We start from the raw sequence: 15,871 nt of genomic DNA on the forward strand, positions 1-15,871 counted from the left end.
CATCAACACAGCCTTCTGCCCGAGACGACGAAACTGCGAGGCCATTCCGGTGTCGATGGCCGTAGTCCACGAGCGCGTCAAAGTTGTTCGCAAGGTAGGAATAGAGATCCTGGCACCGGGCTTTGACGCGCCTGGCCGCTTCTCGTAATTCTCGGGTTTCGGCGTGCAGACGATCGCAATCGATCTGAAGAACCTTGAGGATTGTCGCGGCGGTCATCACTTTGCCGTGCCAAAGGTACCAACGCAGTGTATCAGCAGGTCGCTCGAAGAGTAGCGGCAACCCTGAAAAGCCCTTCGATTGCAGAAGGCCCCGCACCGCATTTTCAATGTGCTTGACCCGCATCGAGATATGCCACCAGTCCAGTATGTGGGTGACGGGACCTCGAACGGCACGCCTCACCAAATTCGGCAGTGCAGGTTCGCCGTCTGAAATCACGGTCACTTTGCTCTGACCGTCCCAGCCCTGCGCGATCAGGTCATGTCGGAGTTGCTTTGCAGGAGAACCGGCGGCTTGCTGCACGAAACCAAACCGCCGGCTCATATTGGGGCTTTCAACCTTGCCGACTACAACATCGAGGTGCCGCTTCTGGTATTCAGGTCGACATCGTATGTGCGCACCATCTAGGAAAAGGGTTAGTGGTGATGGCGGCGCGATTGTATCCGCGTCTCCTTGGCTTACGTCTTCGTGGCCTAGCTCGTCGGCGATGCGACCCAAACGATTTCGAACGGTCGTGTTCAATTGAGCCGAACAGGGCATGAACATTTCGATCAATCGAGCGGCTTCCCGAAACGAGTGCCTGGCCCCCAATTCAGCCTGCAGGCGCCGAAGTTCGGCAGTCGCACGGTCAGAGAACAACCCGGCAAGTGGTGATTGTGGCCCAGATTTCGCGACCTCAGCCGGTTGGCACAAGCAGCGTCGAAGCCTTGGCCACTTCACCCGAATTCGCCCGAAAAGAGTGTCGAGAATACGCCCTCGATCATCATGGATCGCGCGTTGTTTGCCACAGTCATCGCATTTCCGGCGAGCATCAAATGCTTCACCGACCTGATCTTGCACAATCGCTTCCTGCAAGCGCCTCAACAAGGTCTTTGCGTCGTCTAGGAGAAGGCCTAAATTTTCGGAACCAAACTCATCCGGCGCACGGCGAAGTCGACCGATATTGCGCCTCTTGGTTTCTCCATCGTCAAACGTCGTCTCGATAAAAATGCTTACATCCATGGTGGGTTCCGCCTTGTTCCGAAACCTTACCCTACCACGTCGACCACCAGGTTTTGCCCACTCCCATTAAGGGCTACGCGACAGATAGCAAGATCACCACTTTGACCGACTGGCACAAAACCGCGCCTTAAGTCAGCCGGGAAACACTCCCGCAAATAGCCCCATCAGCGCCGTGACCAGCGCGGTCGCACAGAGAACGACCAACAGCGGCGGCGCCATCTCAGTCCGGCCCGCATCGTCCTCGCGCGCCTGATACATCGACACCACTATGCGCAGATAGACCGCCAGCGCCAGCACGCTGTTGAGGATGCCGATCACTGCCAGCCACAGATAGCCGGCCTCGATCGCGGCGCCGAACAGCAGCACCTTGCCGACAAAGCCGAAGAGCGGTGGAATCCCGGTGAGCGACAGCAGGAACACGACCATCGCCACGCCGATCACCGGGCGCGCGCGGCCGAAACCCTTGAAATCGTCCAGATCGCGGCCCGCGATCATGATGACGGCAAAGGCCCCGAGGTTCATCGCCACATAGGCCGCGCCGAACACGATCACCGAAGGCAGCGCCAGCGGGCTGGTGCCAAGCGCCACGATCCCCAGCATGAAATAGCCCGCCTGCGCCACCGAGGAATAGGCCAGCAGCCGCACGACATTGGTCTGCACCAGCGCCGCCAGATAGCCGAATGTCATCGTCACCGCCGCGATCAGCGCGACGACGAACGGCCAGCCGGTGGCTACCGGCAGATCGCGCAGCACCTGCGCAAAGGCGAAGATCGCGGCAACCTTGGTGATGACCGACAGGAACGCCGCGACCGAGACCGGCGCGCCGTCATAGGCGTCCGGTGCCCAGAACTGGAACGGCACCAGCGCCGCCTTGTAGCCCAGCCCGATCAGCACCGCGACCAGCCCCGCCAGCGCGATCAGCGGCTTGTCCTGAAGCGCACCAAGCTCGGAAAAAAGCGTCGATCCGGCACCACCGAACCAGAAGGTCAGCCCGTAGATCATCACCGATCCGGTGACGGCGCCGAACACCAGATATTTCATCGCCGCCTCGGTCGCCGCATCGTCGCGCGGCCAGGCCACCATTGCGAATGATCCCAGTCCGGTCAGCACTACGCCAAGGACCAGCAGCATCATGTCGCCACCGCCCGCCAGCATCAGCGCCCCCAGCGTCACGAGGCAAAGCAGCGTATAGACACTTCCCTCGCGGTCCTTACCGGCGATCTCGGCCCACGTCATCAGAAGCGCCAGCGCGGTGCCTGGCAGCAGGATCAGCTTGGCCCAGCCGGACAGCAGATCGACGCGGTAGGTGCCGCCAAAGACGGTGGTGTCGGCCTCCAGCAGCGGAAGGGTCAGCGCGGTGGACAGACCCAGCCCGATCAGCCCGAACGCCAACGCCAGACGGGGCGCGCGCAGCATCTCGGCCACCAGCATCAGCACGACAGTGGAGGCCAGCATCAGCTCGGGAAACAGAAAGGACAGGTCGCGCGCCATTAGAATTGCAGTGCCCGCATCGTCGCATCAATCATGCCCAGCAACCAGGACGGCGCGACCCCGATAAGGATGATGAGGATGAGCAACGGCACGATGGCCAGCATCTCGCCGCGGTCCAGATCGGGCATCGCCGCCCATTTCTCGTTTGGCTCGCCCAGAAACACCGCCGCGATCGCGCGCAGGTAAAGCCCCGCCGTTACCACAATGGCGATAATCACCACGATGGCCCAGGGCTGCGCATTCAGCGTGGCCAGGAAGATCTGAAATTCAGCCGGGAAATGCGCCAGCCCCGGCAGCCCGAGCGAGGCAAAGGCCGACAGCACGAAGGCCCAGCCCAGCCATGGCACCTGCCCCAGCAGCCCGCCGAACGCGGTCATCTCGCGTTCGTGGGCGCGCGACTGCAACATGCCGACGAGAAAGAACAACGCCCCGGTGACGATGCCGTGGCTGACCATCTGCAAGGTCGCACCATTGAGCGCGACCGCCCGCAGGTCAGGGTCCAGCGTCAGCGCCGCCACCGCGACGCCGATCACCACATAGCCCATGTGGTTCACCAACGTATAGGCGATCATCTTCTTCAGATCTGACTGCGCCAGCGCCACGAAGGCACCGTAAAGGGCGCTGAATACGCCAAAGGCCAGCACCACCTGACCGGCCTGCGCAAAGGCGTCGGGCGTCATCTGTAAGGCGAAACGCACAAGGCCGTATGTGCCGAATTTCAGCATCACGCCGGCCAGGATCACGCTTCCCACGGTCGGGGCCTGCACGTGGGCGGCCGGTAGCCAAGTATGCACCGGAAAGGACGGGATCTTGACCGCGAAGGTGAACAGCATCGCGATCAGCGCCAGCATCGCCGCCAGCCCGGTCAGCGGCGGGGTCTCGATCCACAGACGCATGTCGAAACTTCCCGTGGCCAGATACAGCCCGATGATTGCCAGCAAAAGCGGCAGCGAGCCAAGCAGCGTGTAGATGAAGAACATCAGTCCGGCGCGCTGGCGCTCTTCATAGCCCCAGCCGACGATCATGAAATACATGCCGACCAGCGACACTTCAAAGAAGACGTAGAACAAGAGCGCGTCCAGCGCCGCGAAGGTGCCGATCGACGCGGTTTCCAGCATCAGCATCAGCGCGACAAAGACCGCCGGGCGGTCGGTGATCCGCGCCGCATAGATCGCCGACAGGAAAAACAGCAGCGAGGTCAGCAGGATCAGCGGCAGGCTCAGGCCGTCGACGCCAACCCGGTAGGCGGCACCAATGGCCGGGATCCAGGCGATTTCCTCGACCTGCGCGAAACCGTCCGGCAGCGTGCCCCGCGCCCAGATCGCCAGCGTCACAACGAAGGTCAGCCCGGTGGTGGCGATGGAAACGCCATGGGCGATGCGCGCCGACTTGTTTGGCAGGGCCATCAGCAGCACGCCACCAAGAAGCGGCAGAAAGACGGAGATCGAGAGAAGGGGCATGGCGGGGTCGTCTTTCTTCAGGAGGACATCGGTAAGATCAGCAGCACCGCCGCGATGACGGCAATGCCCATGACGGTCAGGGCGAGTTCGCGGTGGATCAGCCCGCTTTGCAGCAGGCGCAGGCGGCGGCCGGCGGCGATTGTCCGGGCGACAAGGCCGAAGATCAGCCCGTCGATGCCATGGGTGTCGGTGTTTTCGGCGCCGTCGCCAAGGCGCAGGTTCAACCGGCCCAGATCGAGGGTCGCGGCGTATAGGCGATTGTCGGCTGCGTCGACGCGGGATGCGGTGCCAAGGCTCAGGATGCGCACAAGGCCAAGTTGCGACGCCAGCAGACGCCGTTCGAAACCTTCACAGGCGGCGGCAAAAGCCAGCGACGGGCGCAGCACCAGCCCGTCCATACCGCCCGCGACGGCAAAGCCGCGCTGCGCCATCGGCAGAACCGGCCCCATCAGGCGGGCAGGTTGGATGAACCAGCCCAGCACCAGGCCGCTCAGCGCCGCCAAAAGCCCGAGGATCATCGCGGTTCCTTCCGGCGGCAGTTCGGCGCCCAGCAGATGTTCCAGCGGCGCAAAGGCGAACCCAAGCCCCGCCGCCAGCGCCGTCAGCACCGCCATGCCCGCAGACATCCAGCCCATGCCCTTGCCGGAAACCGGCTGTGCCTCGCCGCCCCACAACACCCGCAGCGCCCGCGCCATATAAGCCCCGGTCAGCACCGTGCCCGCCAGCGCCAGGGGTGCCAGCCACGCAGCACCGGGGGCCGCCAGCGCGGCGGCAAGGATCGCGTCCTTGGAAAAGAAGCCGGCCAGCGGTGGAATACCCGCCAGCGCCACCGCGGCAACGGCGAAGGCGGAAAGGACCAGCGGTCGTGCCCGGCCCGCGCCCGCGACCGCATCCATGTCGGTGCTGTCGCGATCATGCTGGAACACACCCGCCCCCAGAAAAAGCGTGCTCTTGATCGCCGCGTGGGCGATAAGGTGCAGCAGCGCCGCCACCGGCACCCCCGCGCCAATGGCCAGCAGCATCAGCCCGTACTGGCTGGAGGTCGAGGCCGCCAGCAGCCGTTTCAGATCCCGCTCGGCCAGCGCGATCAAACCGGCAACGACGGCGGTGACGCCGCCGACCAGTCCGATTGCCAGCAAGGCCCCGCCGGGCAACATCGGCGCCACCCGGATCAGCAGGATCGCCCCCGCCGCCACCAGAGTCGCCGAATGCAGCAGCGCCGAAACCGGCGTCGGCCCGGCCATGGCGCGCTGCAACCAGTCCTGCAACGGTACCTGCGCCGATTTGCCCATCGCGCCCACCAGCAACAGCAACCCGGCGACCAGTGCGGGCGTGCCGCTAATCGACAATGTAGCCGAGATTTCCGAGGTGCCGGCCCAGCCGATCAGCACAAAAATCCCCAGATAAAGCCCCAGATCGGCGCTGCGGGTGTACAGAAACGCCCGCGTCGCGGCACCGGGCACGCCGTCGCGGCCATGCCAGAAGCCGATCAGCAGATAGCTGGAAAAGCCGATCAGTTCCCACGCGGCCAGCACGGTGATCCAGTCGCCCGCCAGCACCAGCGCCTGCATCGCCGCGACAAACAGCAGCAGGATGCCGAAAAAGCGCGGCCTTTCGGGGTCGCTGCGCATGTAACCCACGGCATAGACCACCACAAAAGCCGCCACCGTCGCCACCATGGCCGAAACGACCGCCGTCAGCGGCGTCGCGACCAGCCGCAGCGGCATTTGCGGCAGGCCCGGCAGGACCATCTGCACCGCATTGCCCGCAATCGCACCCGCTAGAACCGCCATCGCCGCGAGGAACCCGAGGCCGACGCCCGCAAGCGCAATCGCTTCGGGTGCGCGCCGCAGGGCCAGCACCGCGATGCCCGCCAGAAGCGGCGCAAGGAGGGTGAGCGCCAGCATCGTCATCCCTTCAACTCCCGCGCTTCTTCCATCTCGACCGAGCCGCGCACCCGGAACCGGGCGATGGCGATACCGAAGGCCACCGCCATCTCGACCGCCATCACCGCCATGACGATCAGCACGAACATCTGACCGGCAGGCTCGTCGGGATGCAGGTAGCGCCAGAAGGCCACCAGGTTGACCAGGGCCGCGGCCAAAATCAGTTCGACCCCCATGACGATCATCACCAGGTTGGTCTGACTCAGCGCGCCATAAAGTCCGATACCGAACAGCCCCGCGCCGACGCTGAGGGCAATCATGAGTTCCAGAATCATTTGCGCTGCTCCGCGTTGGGGACGATGGCCACCATCGTGGCCGCAACCATGGCGGTCAGAATGGTCAGACCCGCCGACTGGAAGATCAACATCGACCGGCCCAGCAATTCGCGCCCCAAATCGGCGGCCTGTTCATGCGCGCCCGGCACGGACAGGGCGACCGGACCCCAATCGGGCAGCCAGACCAGCAACAGCGCGGCCGGCAGCCCGATGCCCCCGGCCCAGAGCGACAGGCGTTTCTGGTGGGTCATGTCCATTTTGCCCATGCCGCCCGGATCCATCATGAACATCACCATGAAGATCGCCATCACGCTCATTTCCGTGGCCATCATCATGATCTGCAACACGCCCAGAAACTCAGCCTGCATGACCAGGAACATCGCCCCGATCGCGGTTTGCGAAAACAGCAGCGCCAGCGCCGAACGCACCATCGAATGGGTGCGGAAGACCACGACGCCGAACCATACCGCCGCGCCGCCGAAGAACGCCAGAAAGATCATCTGAACCGTCATATCGGCACCACCAGCGCAATCACGCCCACGACAAAGATATTGGCCAGCGCCAGCGAGATCCCCAGCTTCCAGCTCAGCGCCAGATAGCGCGCCTCGCGGATGCGCGGCATGTAGCGCCCGACGCTCAGCATGGCCGCGGCCACGACCAGGATCTTGATCGCGCTCCAGGCCCAGGGCGGCAGCCACGGGCCCAGCCAGCCGCCCAGGTAGAAGGTCACGGTCGCCCCCGCCAGCGCCAGGATAATGACCATCCGCGCCAGCCGCAGCACCGCCAGCCGCACGCCGGTATATTCCGCCTCGACCCCGCCGGCCAATTCGCCGGTCGCATCGGGCAGGTCCAGCGGCGGCAACCACGCGAGCCCCATCGCCGCCACGACAAAGAGGATGAACCCCATCGGCTGGTACAGCACGTTCCAGAGTTGTTCCTGCGAGGCGACGATCTCAACCGTCGAGAGCGACTCCGCCCGCATGGCGACGGCGGTGATCGGCATCACGATCAGCATCGCATAGGCGATGAACTGGCCCAGAAACCGCCAGCCCGCGATCATCGCGTAGGCCCCGTTCGGACCCCAGCCCGCCATGATCAGCGCCACCAGCACATAGGCCAGCGCGGCGTTCAGAAACAGCGCCCCGGTGGCCAGGTCGGTGATGATAAGCCCCGGCGCCAGCGGGATCACCGCCACCGCCATCAGCCCCGCCACCAATAGCAGCACCGGCCCAAGCTCAAAGAACAACCGGTCGGATTTGCGCGCCAGCAGCGATTCCCGCCCCAGAAGCGCCAGGGCGGCCCAGGCCGGACCGGTCAGGCTCAGGTGCCCATGCACGGCCCATCGTTCGATGACGGCCAGCGCGTAGGCCCCGGCGGCGAGCGACAGGAGAACGACAAGAATGCTCATCCACGCACCTCCCATGGCGACAGGTCGAGCGAGGCGACAGCGGCCAAGGCATCGCCCAGTTCCTGCTGCGCCGTCACCGTTTCGACAAGGGCGATGTTCACGTCTGACGGCGTGTCGAGATCGGCCTCGACCACCCGGCCATCGGTCAGCTTCACGCGCAGCTGCGCCGCTCCGCGCGGTGTTTCGATGCGGGCCGCGCCCTCGCCCGACACCCTGTCCACATCCGGCACCTGCGGCACAGCAATCCTCCCGGCGGCCGCGATCACGTCGAGACTTTGGGCGATCTCGTCGCAGCGCAGCCGCAGCCGGGCCAGCGCATCGCCGCCGTTGCGGACGCGCGTTTCGAACCCGAGATCCTTCAGCGTTGGATCACCCGTACGGGCATCCGATCCGCCACCCCGCGCCCGGTCCACCGGGCCGCTCGCCGGGGTGTCCTTGCCGATGCGCGCGATGCGTCTCAGCCGCATCCGCATCAACGGGGCCGCCTGCACCCGGCGCGTCAGCCGCCGGATCGCCCCAGCCTGCGCGGCGATCCCGGCGACGTCGGCACCTTGAACGGCCAGTTGCAACGCCCCAGCGCGCGCGGCGAGCCACAAAAAACCCGACTGCAGGCCGAACTCGGCCAGCCAGTTCAGGTGGCTGGCGATCCGCTCGCGTTCCACCGCGGCGGCGCGGCCACGGCGCGCGTCATGGCCGGGGTCGACGCTCGCGGCCTCCTCGATCGCCGCGCAGGCCAGCGTCCGATAGGCCACCGGGCTGAGCGGCATCATCGCGGCCAGACGCTCGACGAAATCGGCCACCCTCATCTGCGGGCCATCCACCAGTTCCGCCCTGCCCACAAGGCTCCTGACCTCGCTGCCCGCCACGGTATCGCCGTCCAGCGTCAGGGTCAGGCGCAGCCCCGCGGGCAGGCCCGGAAAGAACGGCCCGAACGGCACCTCGATCCAGTCCATCTGCAACCCGTCGCTGCTGCGCGGCTGGCCCTCGGTCATCTCGACCATCGACATGAAATGCGGCTCGATCCCGTCGATAGCGGCCTCGGAGTGGCCGCCATGTCCGGCATGCCCATCGTGGCCATCGTGGCCGGAATGGTCCTGTTGTTTGCCATGACCGCCGTGATCGCCGTGACCATGCGCTCCGTGCGCTTCACTGCCATGCCCGTGCCCGTGACCGTGGCTTTCCCCCTCTTCCGCCTTCACCAGAAACATGCCGCATTTTGGGCACTTGCCCGGTGCGTCGCTGACGACCTCGGGGTGCATCGGGCAGGTATATGCCCCCGCCCCGCCCGCGTCCTCGGCGTGGCCCGCATGTGCGTGATCGGCGGGGTTTGACCTGTCCTCCGGGGGCATGTCGTGGCCACCGTGCCCACCATGTCCATCGGACGCTGTTTCGCGCGGCACCAGCGTCATGCCGCATTTGGGGCAGTCTCCGGGGGCGTCGCGGACGATTTCGGGGTGCATCGGGCAAGTGTATTCCACGCGCACCTCAAGAGCGGGGGCGTTAAACTCCCCGCTGTCAGCGCGAAACGCGCCCGCGGCGATCACGCGGCGCAGATCGGCCAGCCCGGAGTGCAGCCCGGCCTGGGTCAGCGGGGCCGACACGTCCGCATCGGGCAACGGGGCGATGTCGCCGACACCCAGCGCAAGGATCGCGCGGGGGCGCGGGATCTGCGCGTAGGTGACGGCGGCGGCATCGCGCAGACCGGGGGGCAAGGGGCCGACGACGATCAACAGATTCGCATGGCGCGGGGTGCCGACAAGCCGCAGATGCGACCCGGACAGATCGAGCCCCATCGCCCGCGCGACAGAGGGGCCGGGCAGCACGAAGGCCGGCAGATCGCGCGCCATGGCCGCCGCGACCGCCCGCCTGATCCCGGACATCGCGCCCTCTCGCGCCCCGACCAAGGTCATTGCCGCCTCAACGCGCCCTGGCTCCAGCCATAGAGCAGGCCCAAGAACAGGATTGCCAGGAAAACGCCCATGTCGAGCAATGCGATCAGCCCTTCTTCGCGGTAGACGACCGCCCACGGATACATGAACGCCATCTCCATGTCGAAGGCCAGAAACAGCAGCGCATAACCGGCATAACGCGCATGGTAGCGCACCCAGACCGGATCGCGCGACAGGGTGCCGGCGGTGGCGGGCACGTCCTTGCCGGGTTCCGCGCGCGCCCGCCCGATGGCCCGGGCGAACCCATAGAGGCTGAGCACGAAACCGAATACACCGACGCTCAGCCCGAAAAGGATCGCGTATTGGGAAAGTTCGCTCATCCGTGGCACCTCATTTGATTTCCCAAGTCTGTTTCATACTAGAAGATTCTGCAATGCGGTCAATTCGTAGGGGCGAGTGGTCAGCAGACAGCAAACAAGAGGACGCGACCAGACCCGGATCGTTACACTTTGCTCAACTCAGTCCGGCCAGCCACCACGACACTGCAAACAAAAGAGCCGAATTGGGGTCGGCCCTGCGCGTGTATTCCCGTTCAGAAGCCGTCCGCTTCGGTCTGCGCGCTGGCCAAAAGCGAAGCCAAGCGATGCCCGAAACCGTCATGATTCTGTAACAATCGCCTGCCATTCAGCGGCAAGGGTCTTTGGCGGGATTCGCCAGCCTGTAGCCCCGCCGGATACCCGGTTGAAAGAGACTCTTGCGGATGCCTCGATGGCATTTCCCTGACAGAATTGGAGAACACGAAATGAAAATGAAGTTTATACCGGCGGCATTGCTCGCCGCTGCGGCGGGCGTCGTGCAGGCCGACGAAACCTCTGGTTTCAACCTCAAGGCAGGGAGCGGGATAACCTTCAAGAGTGCTGATGGTACCGCGTCTTTCCGGGTGGGGGGGCGCCTGCAGTGGGATTACGATTCGACCGATTCCGACATCAGCGGTAAGAGCGATGATTTCGATGTGCGTCGCGCACGGATTTTTTTCCAGGGTAAATATCTCGACTGGGCCTTCAAGGCACAGTTCAATCTCGCCGAAAGCGGTACCGGCGGCGGCAGCGCCGAGGACCTCTATCTGCGCTACACCGGTTTTGGCAAGATGGCCCGGATCACAGTGGGTAAGCAAAAAGAACCGTTTGGCTTTGAGCAACTTACCAGTTCGAAGGACATATCATCGCTTGAACGCTCGGCCCTGACCGAATTCTACGCGCCCGGCCGCAACGCCGGTGTGCAACTGCACGGTGCAGGTGACAACTGGACCTACGGCCTGGGCGTTTTCGAGGCGGCCGGCAACGGCAGCGATGATTTCGGCAATACGGCCATCACCGGCCGCGTTACCTATGCCCCGATCCAGACCGATGATCTGGTCTTGCATCTTGGCGCCGGCTTTACCAGCCGTGATGCCGCTCTGCCTGCCAACGAAACCGATGCGTACAACATCGAATTGGCGGCCGCATCGGGGCCCTTTCACACGCAGGCCGAATACTTCAACGCTGACACGGGCGGGGTTGATGTGGACGGATACTACATTCAGGCAGGATGGATTCTGACCGGTGAAAGCCGTCCCTACAGCAACGGCGTGTTCAAGCGGGTGAAGCCAAGCAGTTCGAAAGGTGCATGGGAAGCAGTGCTTCGCTACGAGGACGGATACGGCAAGTTCAGCGATGTCGGTCTTGGTACGACAGAGGGTAAGCAAACCACCGTCGGCATCAACTATTACCCGAACAACGCCGTTCGCCTTGGTCTGAGCTACATGGATGGCAAGCAGGCCAGCGGCGAGAACGGAAAAGAGATCAGGGCACGAATGCAAATCGTATTTTGACCTGACCGGTACAGAAGAATGCAGAGCGGCGCGGGCAATGGCGCTAATCAAATTGCCGCCGTCCTGCATTCGAATATCTTCACCCGGGACTACGTGGATGTTGGCAGCTGTCGCGTTGCCCTTAAATCTGAGACACGACGCGTTCGGGAGGAGTGGGAAAAACTTGGGGGTGTCTGTGTATGCTAGTGGTTCATTGAGAGGGGAACTACCATGGACGTGCGAATTATTGTCGAGACGACTTTCGAGAACGGAACCACAAAGAGGCATCGTCTCGGCCGCCTATCCCGCCCGTTTCGGCGCACGCAACCTGAGGGTTTCGGGTTGTTGCTCGAAGATGCGAAGACGATCCTGGGGCAATTGCAGAATGCGATCCTGCGCGACCAGATCGAGGAAATTTCCGAAGCCAGCAGGATCTGTCCGGACTGCGACGGGGTCCGGGCTATACATGATTATCGGTCGCGGGTGCCCGACACGCTTTTCGGCAGGTTCGAGGTCAAAGCGCCGCGCATTCGCCGGTGCGCCTGCAATGCAAAATCCGATGTTGTCTTGGGCGGACCGCTTTCGCCTCTCGCTGACTATTTTCCGGATCGATCGACCCCGGAACTGCGACGCCTTCAGGCCGAACTTGGGGCGCGTCATTCCTTCCGGGAAGCGGCGCGTATCCTGGAAACCTTTCTACCTTGCGCGAAGCAGGTGAATACATCGGTGCGCAATCGACTGGGCAAAGTTGCCAGGGAAATCTGCGACAGCGAGCAGACTGAGCCGTTGGTTCCTTCAGCCGCCAAAGAGGCGCCTGCGTTGACGGTTTTCCTAGACGGTGCGCATATCCGATGCAGGCCGGAATACCAGAAGCGACACCTCGATGTTGTGGTTGGCAAGATCGAAAGCCACGATAGGTGCCGTCGCTTCGGCTTGGTGCAACAAGCGGTCCTGTCGCCTGCCAGTCAGCTTCGCCGGGACTTGATGTCTCTCGGTTGGGATCGCGAACAAACCGTCACGGTAATTTCGGACGGGGAACCAGCCCTGCCAAACCTCGTCCGCAATGCCGTCGGTGGAAAGGTACGCCACATCCTCGACTGGTGGCATATCTCGATGCGTATTCAGCACGTCGAGAACGCCGTAAAAGGCCTGCTGCAGAGCAGGGGTTTCTCCGGCATTCCAGTGCTGTTCAAACGTCCGGCCGAAACGCTGCGATGGTACCTTTGGCATGGAAAAGTTCTTACGGCCACGACCAGTCTGCAATGGTTGATCGTCGATTGCGCCCGGCTGGTTACAGATGACCGCGTGGCAACTGAAGCCACTCGGCGAGTGCAAGCTCGCTGCCGAGACCTCTATTCATACCTTGCGAACAACATGGACAACCTGACGAACTACGGCAAGCGACATCGAAGAGGCCTTCCGGTCTTTTCTTCCCGAGCAGAGGGCTGCGTGGACGACATCGGGAACACCCGCATGGGCAAGCGCCGCCGCATGAGATGGTCGCCCAAAGGAGCCCACCGCGTGGCGGTTGTCCGCGCCGCCGTTCTCGACGGTCGGCTAACCGGCGCCTACCAAAGAGCAGCCGCATAACCCCCAAGTTTTGCCCACTCCCTGCTGCGGCAGGATGGTACATCCTGCAGCCGACCCACTCCCAGACGAGTACTCAGACGGACGAAAGAATGGCACTTCCCGCAGGTGCGCTTGCAACTGTCAGGCTGCCCCCAAGTTTCACCGAGCAAGAGCAAATCGGCAAGCGTGCCTATGGTGCGGCCTGCGCGACCTGCCACGGCGTCAATGGGCAGGGTCAGGACGGCGTTGCTCCACCGCTGGTGCACAAGATTTATGAGCCGGGCCACCACGGTGACATGGCGTTTGTCCTCGCAGCACAGAATGGTGTTCGGGCGCACCATTGGAAGTTTGGCAACATGCCAGCTGTCGAGGGCGTAACACGAGCAGAAGTATTGAATATCGTGGCATATATACGGGCTCTTCAAAGGGAAAACGGAATTAACTGAGTGACCTGTCGACCTGAGGCAAAAGCATAACAGCCATCCAGTAGATAATAACTGTCATCAACGGGGAGAGAAACGAATGAAACCTAAATTTATCGCAACGCTAGCACTGGCATAGTCCGGAACAGGTGTTCTCGCCGATGGACATGCAACCGGCGACGCATCAGCCGGAGACAAGGTATTTAACAAGTGCAAGGCCTGCCACTCAATCGTCAGGACGGATGGTGACGTTATCCGAAAGGGTGGCGCGGTTGGGCCAAATCTTTATGGTGTGTACAACCGAACAGCAGGGACCGAAGAAATGTTTGGGAATAAATTTCGGGACTCTATTCGTGAAGCGGGCGAGAATGGCTTGGTCTGGAACGAGAGCGATTTCGTAGCCTATATTGCAGATCCGAAGAAGTTCCTCGCGACTTTTCTGAACGACAGCAAGGCGAAATCTGGCATGTCATTCAAATTGAAGAAAGAAACGGATGCCAAGGCAGTCTGGGCTTATCTCGTTTCGGTTGGACCGGAGGTTGAGGCCGATTAGATTTTTATTCGTTTGCACGGCTCTTTTTATGCTCGGTGCGCCCTTTGTAGCGGCTGAAGATGCCCCTCTGTTTCCAGTCAGACCACTGATTGCACCGGTTGGGGATCACGCACGTGAACCCTCGCTTTCAACACTGCCCGATGGTCGGATCGTGATGAGTTGGACCGAAGGTAACAACGCCGTTCGGATGGCCCTGTTCGATGGCACCTCTTGGACGGAGGCGCGTACAATTCATCAATCTGAGACACTGTTTGTGAACTGGGCCGACTTTCCGTCAGTCGTTGGGCTTAGCGATGGGACGCTTGCAGCGCATTGGTTGGAATTGAATGGGCCGGGCAGCTATCAATACGACGTAAAGATCGCTTTCTCCTTCGATGAGGGTTTGAACTGGACAACGCCAATCATACCCCACGATGACCGATCAAAGCGTGAACATGGTTTCGTGTCGCTAATCCCTGATGATAGCGCTGGTTTGACAGCTCTTTGGCTAGATGGTCGTGCATACGATAATCAAGCCGCAGACGACAGCTATGAGAATGCCATGCAGGTCCGCGCACGTCGCATTGCGCCGGACGGTTCAATGGGACCGGAAAGCCTGCTCGACCCACGCGCTTGTACGTGCTGTCAAACATCGGCCGTCCGCAACGAAGCAGGTAACATCATAGCGGTTTACAGGGACCGAACAGCCGAAGAAATCCGCGATATTTCGGTTGTCAGGTTGGTCGAAGAAGAATGGACCGACCCCGAAACAATTTACGGCGACGGCTGGGAAATCGCAGGATGCCCTGTCAACGGACCTGCCATCGATGCGTTGGGAACGTACGCGGTAGTCGTGTGGTTCACCGGTGCCAATGGCGAGGCAAAGGCTCGAATTGCGTTTTCCAGGGATGGGGGCGCATCCTTTGAAGACCCGTTGCAACTCGATCTCGGCACACCCGCAGGTCGCGTAGATGTCTTGCAGATGGGTGACGGCAAAGCACTTGCTCTTTGGTTGGAGTATGCGAATGGCGATGAAGCAATAGTCGTGTGTCAGGTGTCGCCGGAGAGCGGGTGTACTTCGCCACAAGCACTCCACATCAATCGTGGGCGAGAGTCGGTAGGATTTCCAAGGATTACGCGATCAGCAGCTGGCGTTGTCGTTGCGTGGACAGGGTCTGCACAGGGCAACTTGGCGGGGACAACCGTGGTTGGTGTCGAAGTAGCGATACCGTCTCCCGCAAGGTAATCTTCAGGACCAAAGCGACAAGTCGGTTCAAGGCTGTTCCATGGCGGTGAAAGTCAATATTCCGTCCTACTCTTAGAACCCCGCAAACGGATTATTCTAGCCTTGGAGGTTTATCGCTGCGCGAGGATCTCGTAGCCAAACAATCTGGTCACTAGAGCTTCGAAATCGTGAAATCTTTAGATCAAGAGCGCAACAATTGGACCGTCGAGGAATCGCTTCAAGATCGTCGGTAAACCATGGATAAAGATCCCGTCATTATTTACGGGACTGGTGTGATTGTTGTAGGTGCTTCAAGTTGTTGTGCGCCTTACTGTTTTTGAAAATATGCTGCGAAGAGACAGCGAAGGTGGAGTTTGGACTTTGTGACATTTAGCCAGATTGAATGACCGCATTGGCAACATGAGCCGCAACCCAGCGACAAACCTGCCGCATGCGCGAAGCCGTGCTGCGTCAGCGAAATATGAAAAACGAATGACGGCATTGTCCCGCGATGTGCACCTTTACCAAGCATAAGCGAAGGTCGGCATTAGCCGGAGAAGAAATAACATAAACTTCATTATGCGAC

The 15,871-nt window shown here is 61.9% G+C and carries 14 protein-coding genes; 5 read left to right on the top strand and 9 right to left on the bottom strand.

Annotation, left to right across the window (positions count from 1 at the left end; genetic code table 11):
• The 9 genes from CBB63_RS00005 to CBB63_RS00045 form a co-directional block, all read right to left on the bottom strand.
• A partial coding sequence (locus CBB63_RS00005) for an ISKra4-like element ISSusp3 family transposase (protein ID WP_286697683.1) occupies window positions 1-1,219 on the bottom strand: 1,219 nt, incomplete at its 3' end.
• Window positions 1,220-1,351: 132 nt separating this feature from the next.
• A complete protein-coding gene (locus CBB63_RS00010; protein WP_286697684.1) occupies window positions 1,352-2,710 on the bottom strand; it encodes an NADH-quinone oxidoreductase subunit N in 1,359 nt (452 codons plus the stop codon).
• The gene (locus CBB63_RS00015) at window positions 2,710-4,170 is read right to left on the bottom strand and encodes a complex I subunit 4 family protein (RefSeq protein WP_286697685.1); all 1,461 of its coding nucleotides are present in this window, start codon (window positions 4,168-4,170) and stop codon (window positions 2,710-2,712) included. The genes CBB63_RS00010 and CBB63_RS00015 overlap by 1 nt, the downstream gene beginning before the upstream one ends.
• A gap of 17 nt (window positions 4,171-4,187) precedes the next feature.
• The gene (locus CBB63_RS00020) at window positions 4,188-6,077 is read right to left on the bottom strand and encodes an NADH-quinone oxidoreductase subunit 5 family protein (RefSeq protein ID WP_286697686.1); all 1,890 of its coding nucleotides are present in this window, start codon (window positions 6,075-6,077) and stop codon (window positions 4,188-4,190) included.
• A 2-nt stretch (window positions 6,078-6,079) separates the two neighbouring features.
• A complete protein-coding gene (gene nuoK / locus CBB63_RS00025) occupies window positions 6,080-6,391 on the bottom strand; it encodes an NADH-quinone oxidoreductase subunit NuoK (protein WP_237273860.1) in 312 nt (103 codons plus the stop codon).
• On the bottom strand, window positions 6,388-6,903 hold the full coding sequence (locus tag CBB63_RS00030) for an NADH-quinone oxidoreductase subunit J family protein (RefSeq protein ID WP_286697687.1): 516 nt from the start codon (window positions 6,901-6,903) through the stop codon (window positions 6,388-6,390). Before CBB63_RS00030 ends, nuoK begins: the two co-directional genes overlap by 4 nt.
• Window positions 6,900-7,799: a complex I subunit 1/NuoH family protein gene (locus CBB63_RS00035; RefSeq protein WP_067939422.1), complete on the bottom strand. Its 900-nt coding sequence runs from the start codon at window positions 7,797-7,799 to the stop codon at window positions 6,900-6,902. The genes CBB63_RS00030 and CBB63_RS00035 overlap by 4 nt, the downstream gene beginning before the upstream one ends.
• A complete protein-coding gene (locus CBB63_RS00040) occupies window positions 7,796-9,709 on the bottom strand; it encodes a heavy metal-binding domain-containing protein (RefSeq protein WP_286697688.1) in 1,914 nt (637 codons plus the stop codon). Before CBB63_RS00040 ends, CBB63_RS00035 begins: the two co-directional genes overlap by 4 nt.
• Window positions 9,706-10,068: an NADH-quinone oxidoreductase subunit A gene (locus tag CBB63_RS00045; RefSeq protein WP_009827260.1), complete on the bottom strand. Its 363-nt coding sequence runs from the start codon at window positions 10,066-10,068 to the stop codon at window positions 9,706-9,708. Before CBB63_RS00045 ends, CBB63_RS00040 begins: the two co-directional genes overlap by 4 nt.
• A gap of 422 nt (window positions 10,069-10,490) precedes the next feature.
• Between CBB63_RS00045 and CBB63_RS00050 the strand changes: the two genes are divergently transcribed.
• From CBB63_RS00050 to CBB63_RS00070, 5 genes are all read left to right on the top strand, one after another.
• Window positions 10,491-11,558 carry an OprO/OprP family phosphate-selective porin gene (locus CBB63_RS00050; protein WP_009827261.1) on the top strand — a complete coding sequence of 356 codons (1,068 nt, stop codon included), beginning with the start codon at window positions 10,491-10,493 and terminating at the stop codon, window positions 11,556-11,558.
• 210 nt (window positions 11,559-11,768) lie between these two features.
• Window positions 11,769-13,127 carry an ISKra4-like element ISSusp4 family transposase gene (locus CBB63_RS00055; protein ID WP_067627257.1) on the top strand — a complete coding sequence of 453 codons (1,359 nt, stop codon included), beginning with the start codon at window positions 11,769-11,771 and terminating at the stop codon, window positions 13,125-13,127.
• 89 nt (window positions 13,128-13,216) lie between these two features.
• On the top strand, window positions 13,217-13,552 hold the full coding sequence (locus CBB63_RS00060; RefSeq protein WP_082849339.1) for a c-type cytochrome: 336 nt from the start codon (window positions 13,217-13,219) through the stop codon (window positions 13,550-13,552).
• 298 nt (window positions 13,553-13,850) lie between these two features.
• Window positions 13,851-14,081 (top strand): c-type cytochrome, encoded by a 231-nt coding sequence (locus tag CBB63_RS16345; RefSeq protein WP_009827263.1) that lies wholly within the window; start codon window positions 13,851-13,853, stop codon window positions 14,079-14,081.
• A gap of 154 nt (window positions 14,082-14,235) precedes the next feature.
• Complete coding sequence (locus CBB63_RS00070; RefSeq protein WP_286697689.1) at window positions 14,236-15,306, top strand: sialidase family protein; 1,071 nt, start codon at window positions 14,236-14,238, stop codon at window positions 15,304-15,306.
• Window positions 15,307-15,871: the final 565 nt, after the last annotated feature.

This window comes from Sulfitobacter sp. TMED3, assembly GCF_002167505.1.
GTDB classification, from domain to species: domain Bacteria; phylum Pseudomonadota; class Alphaproteobacteria; order Rhodobacterales; family Rhodobacteraceae; genus Sulfitobacter; species Sulfitobacter pontiacus.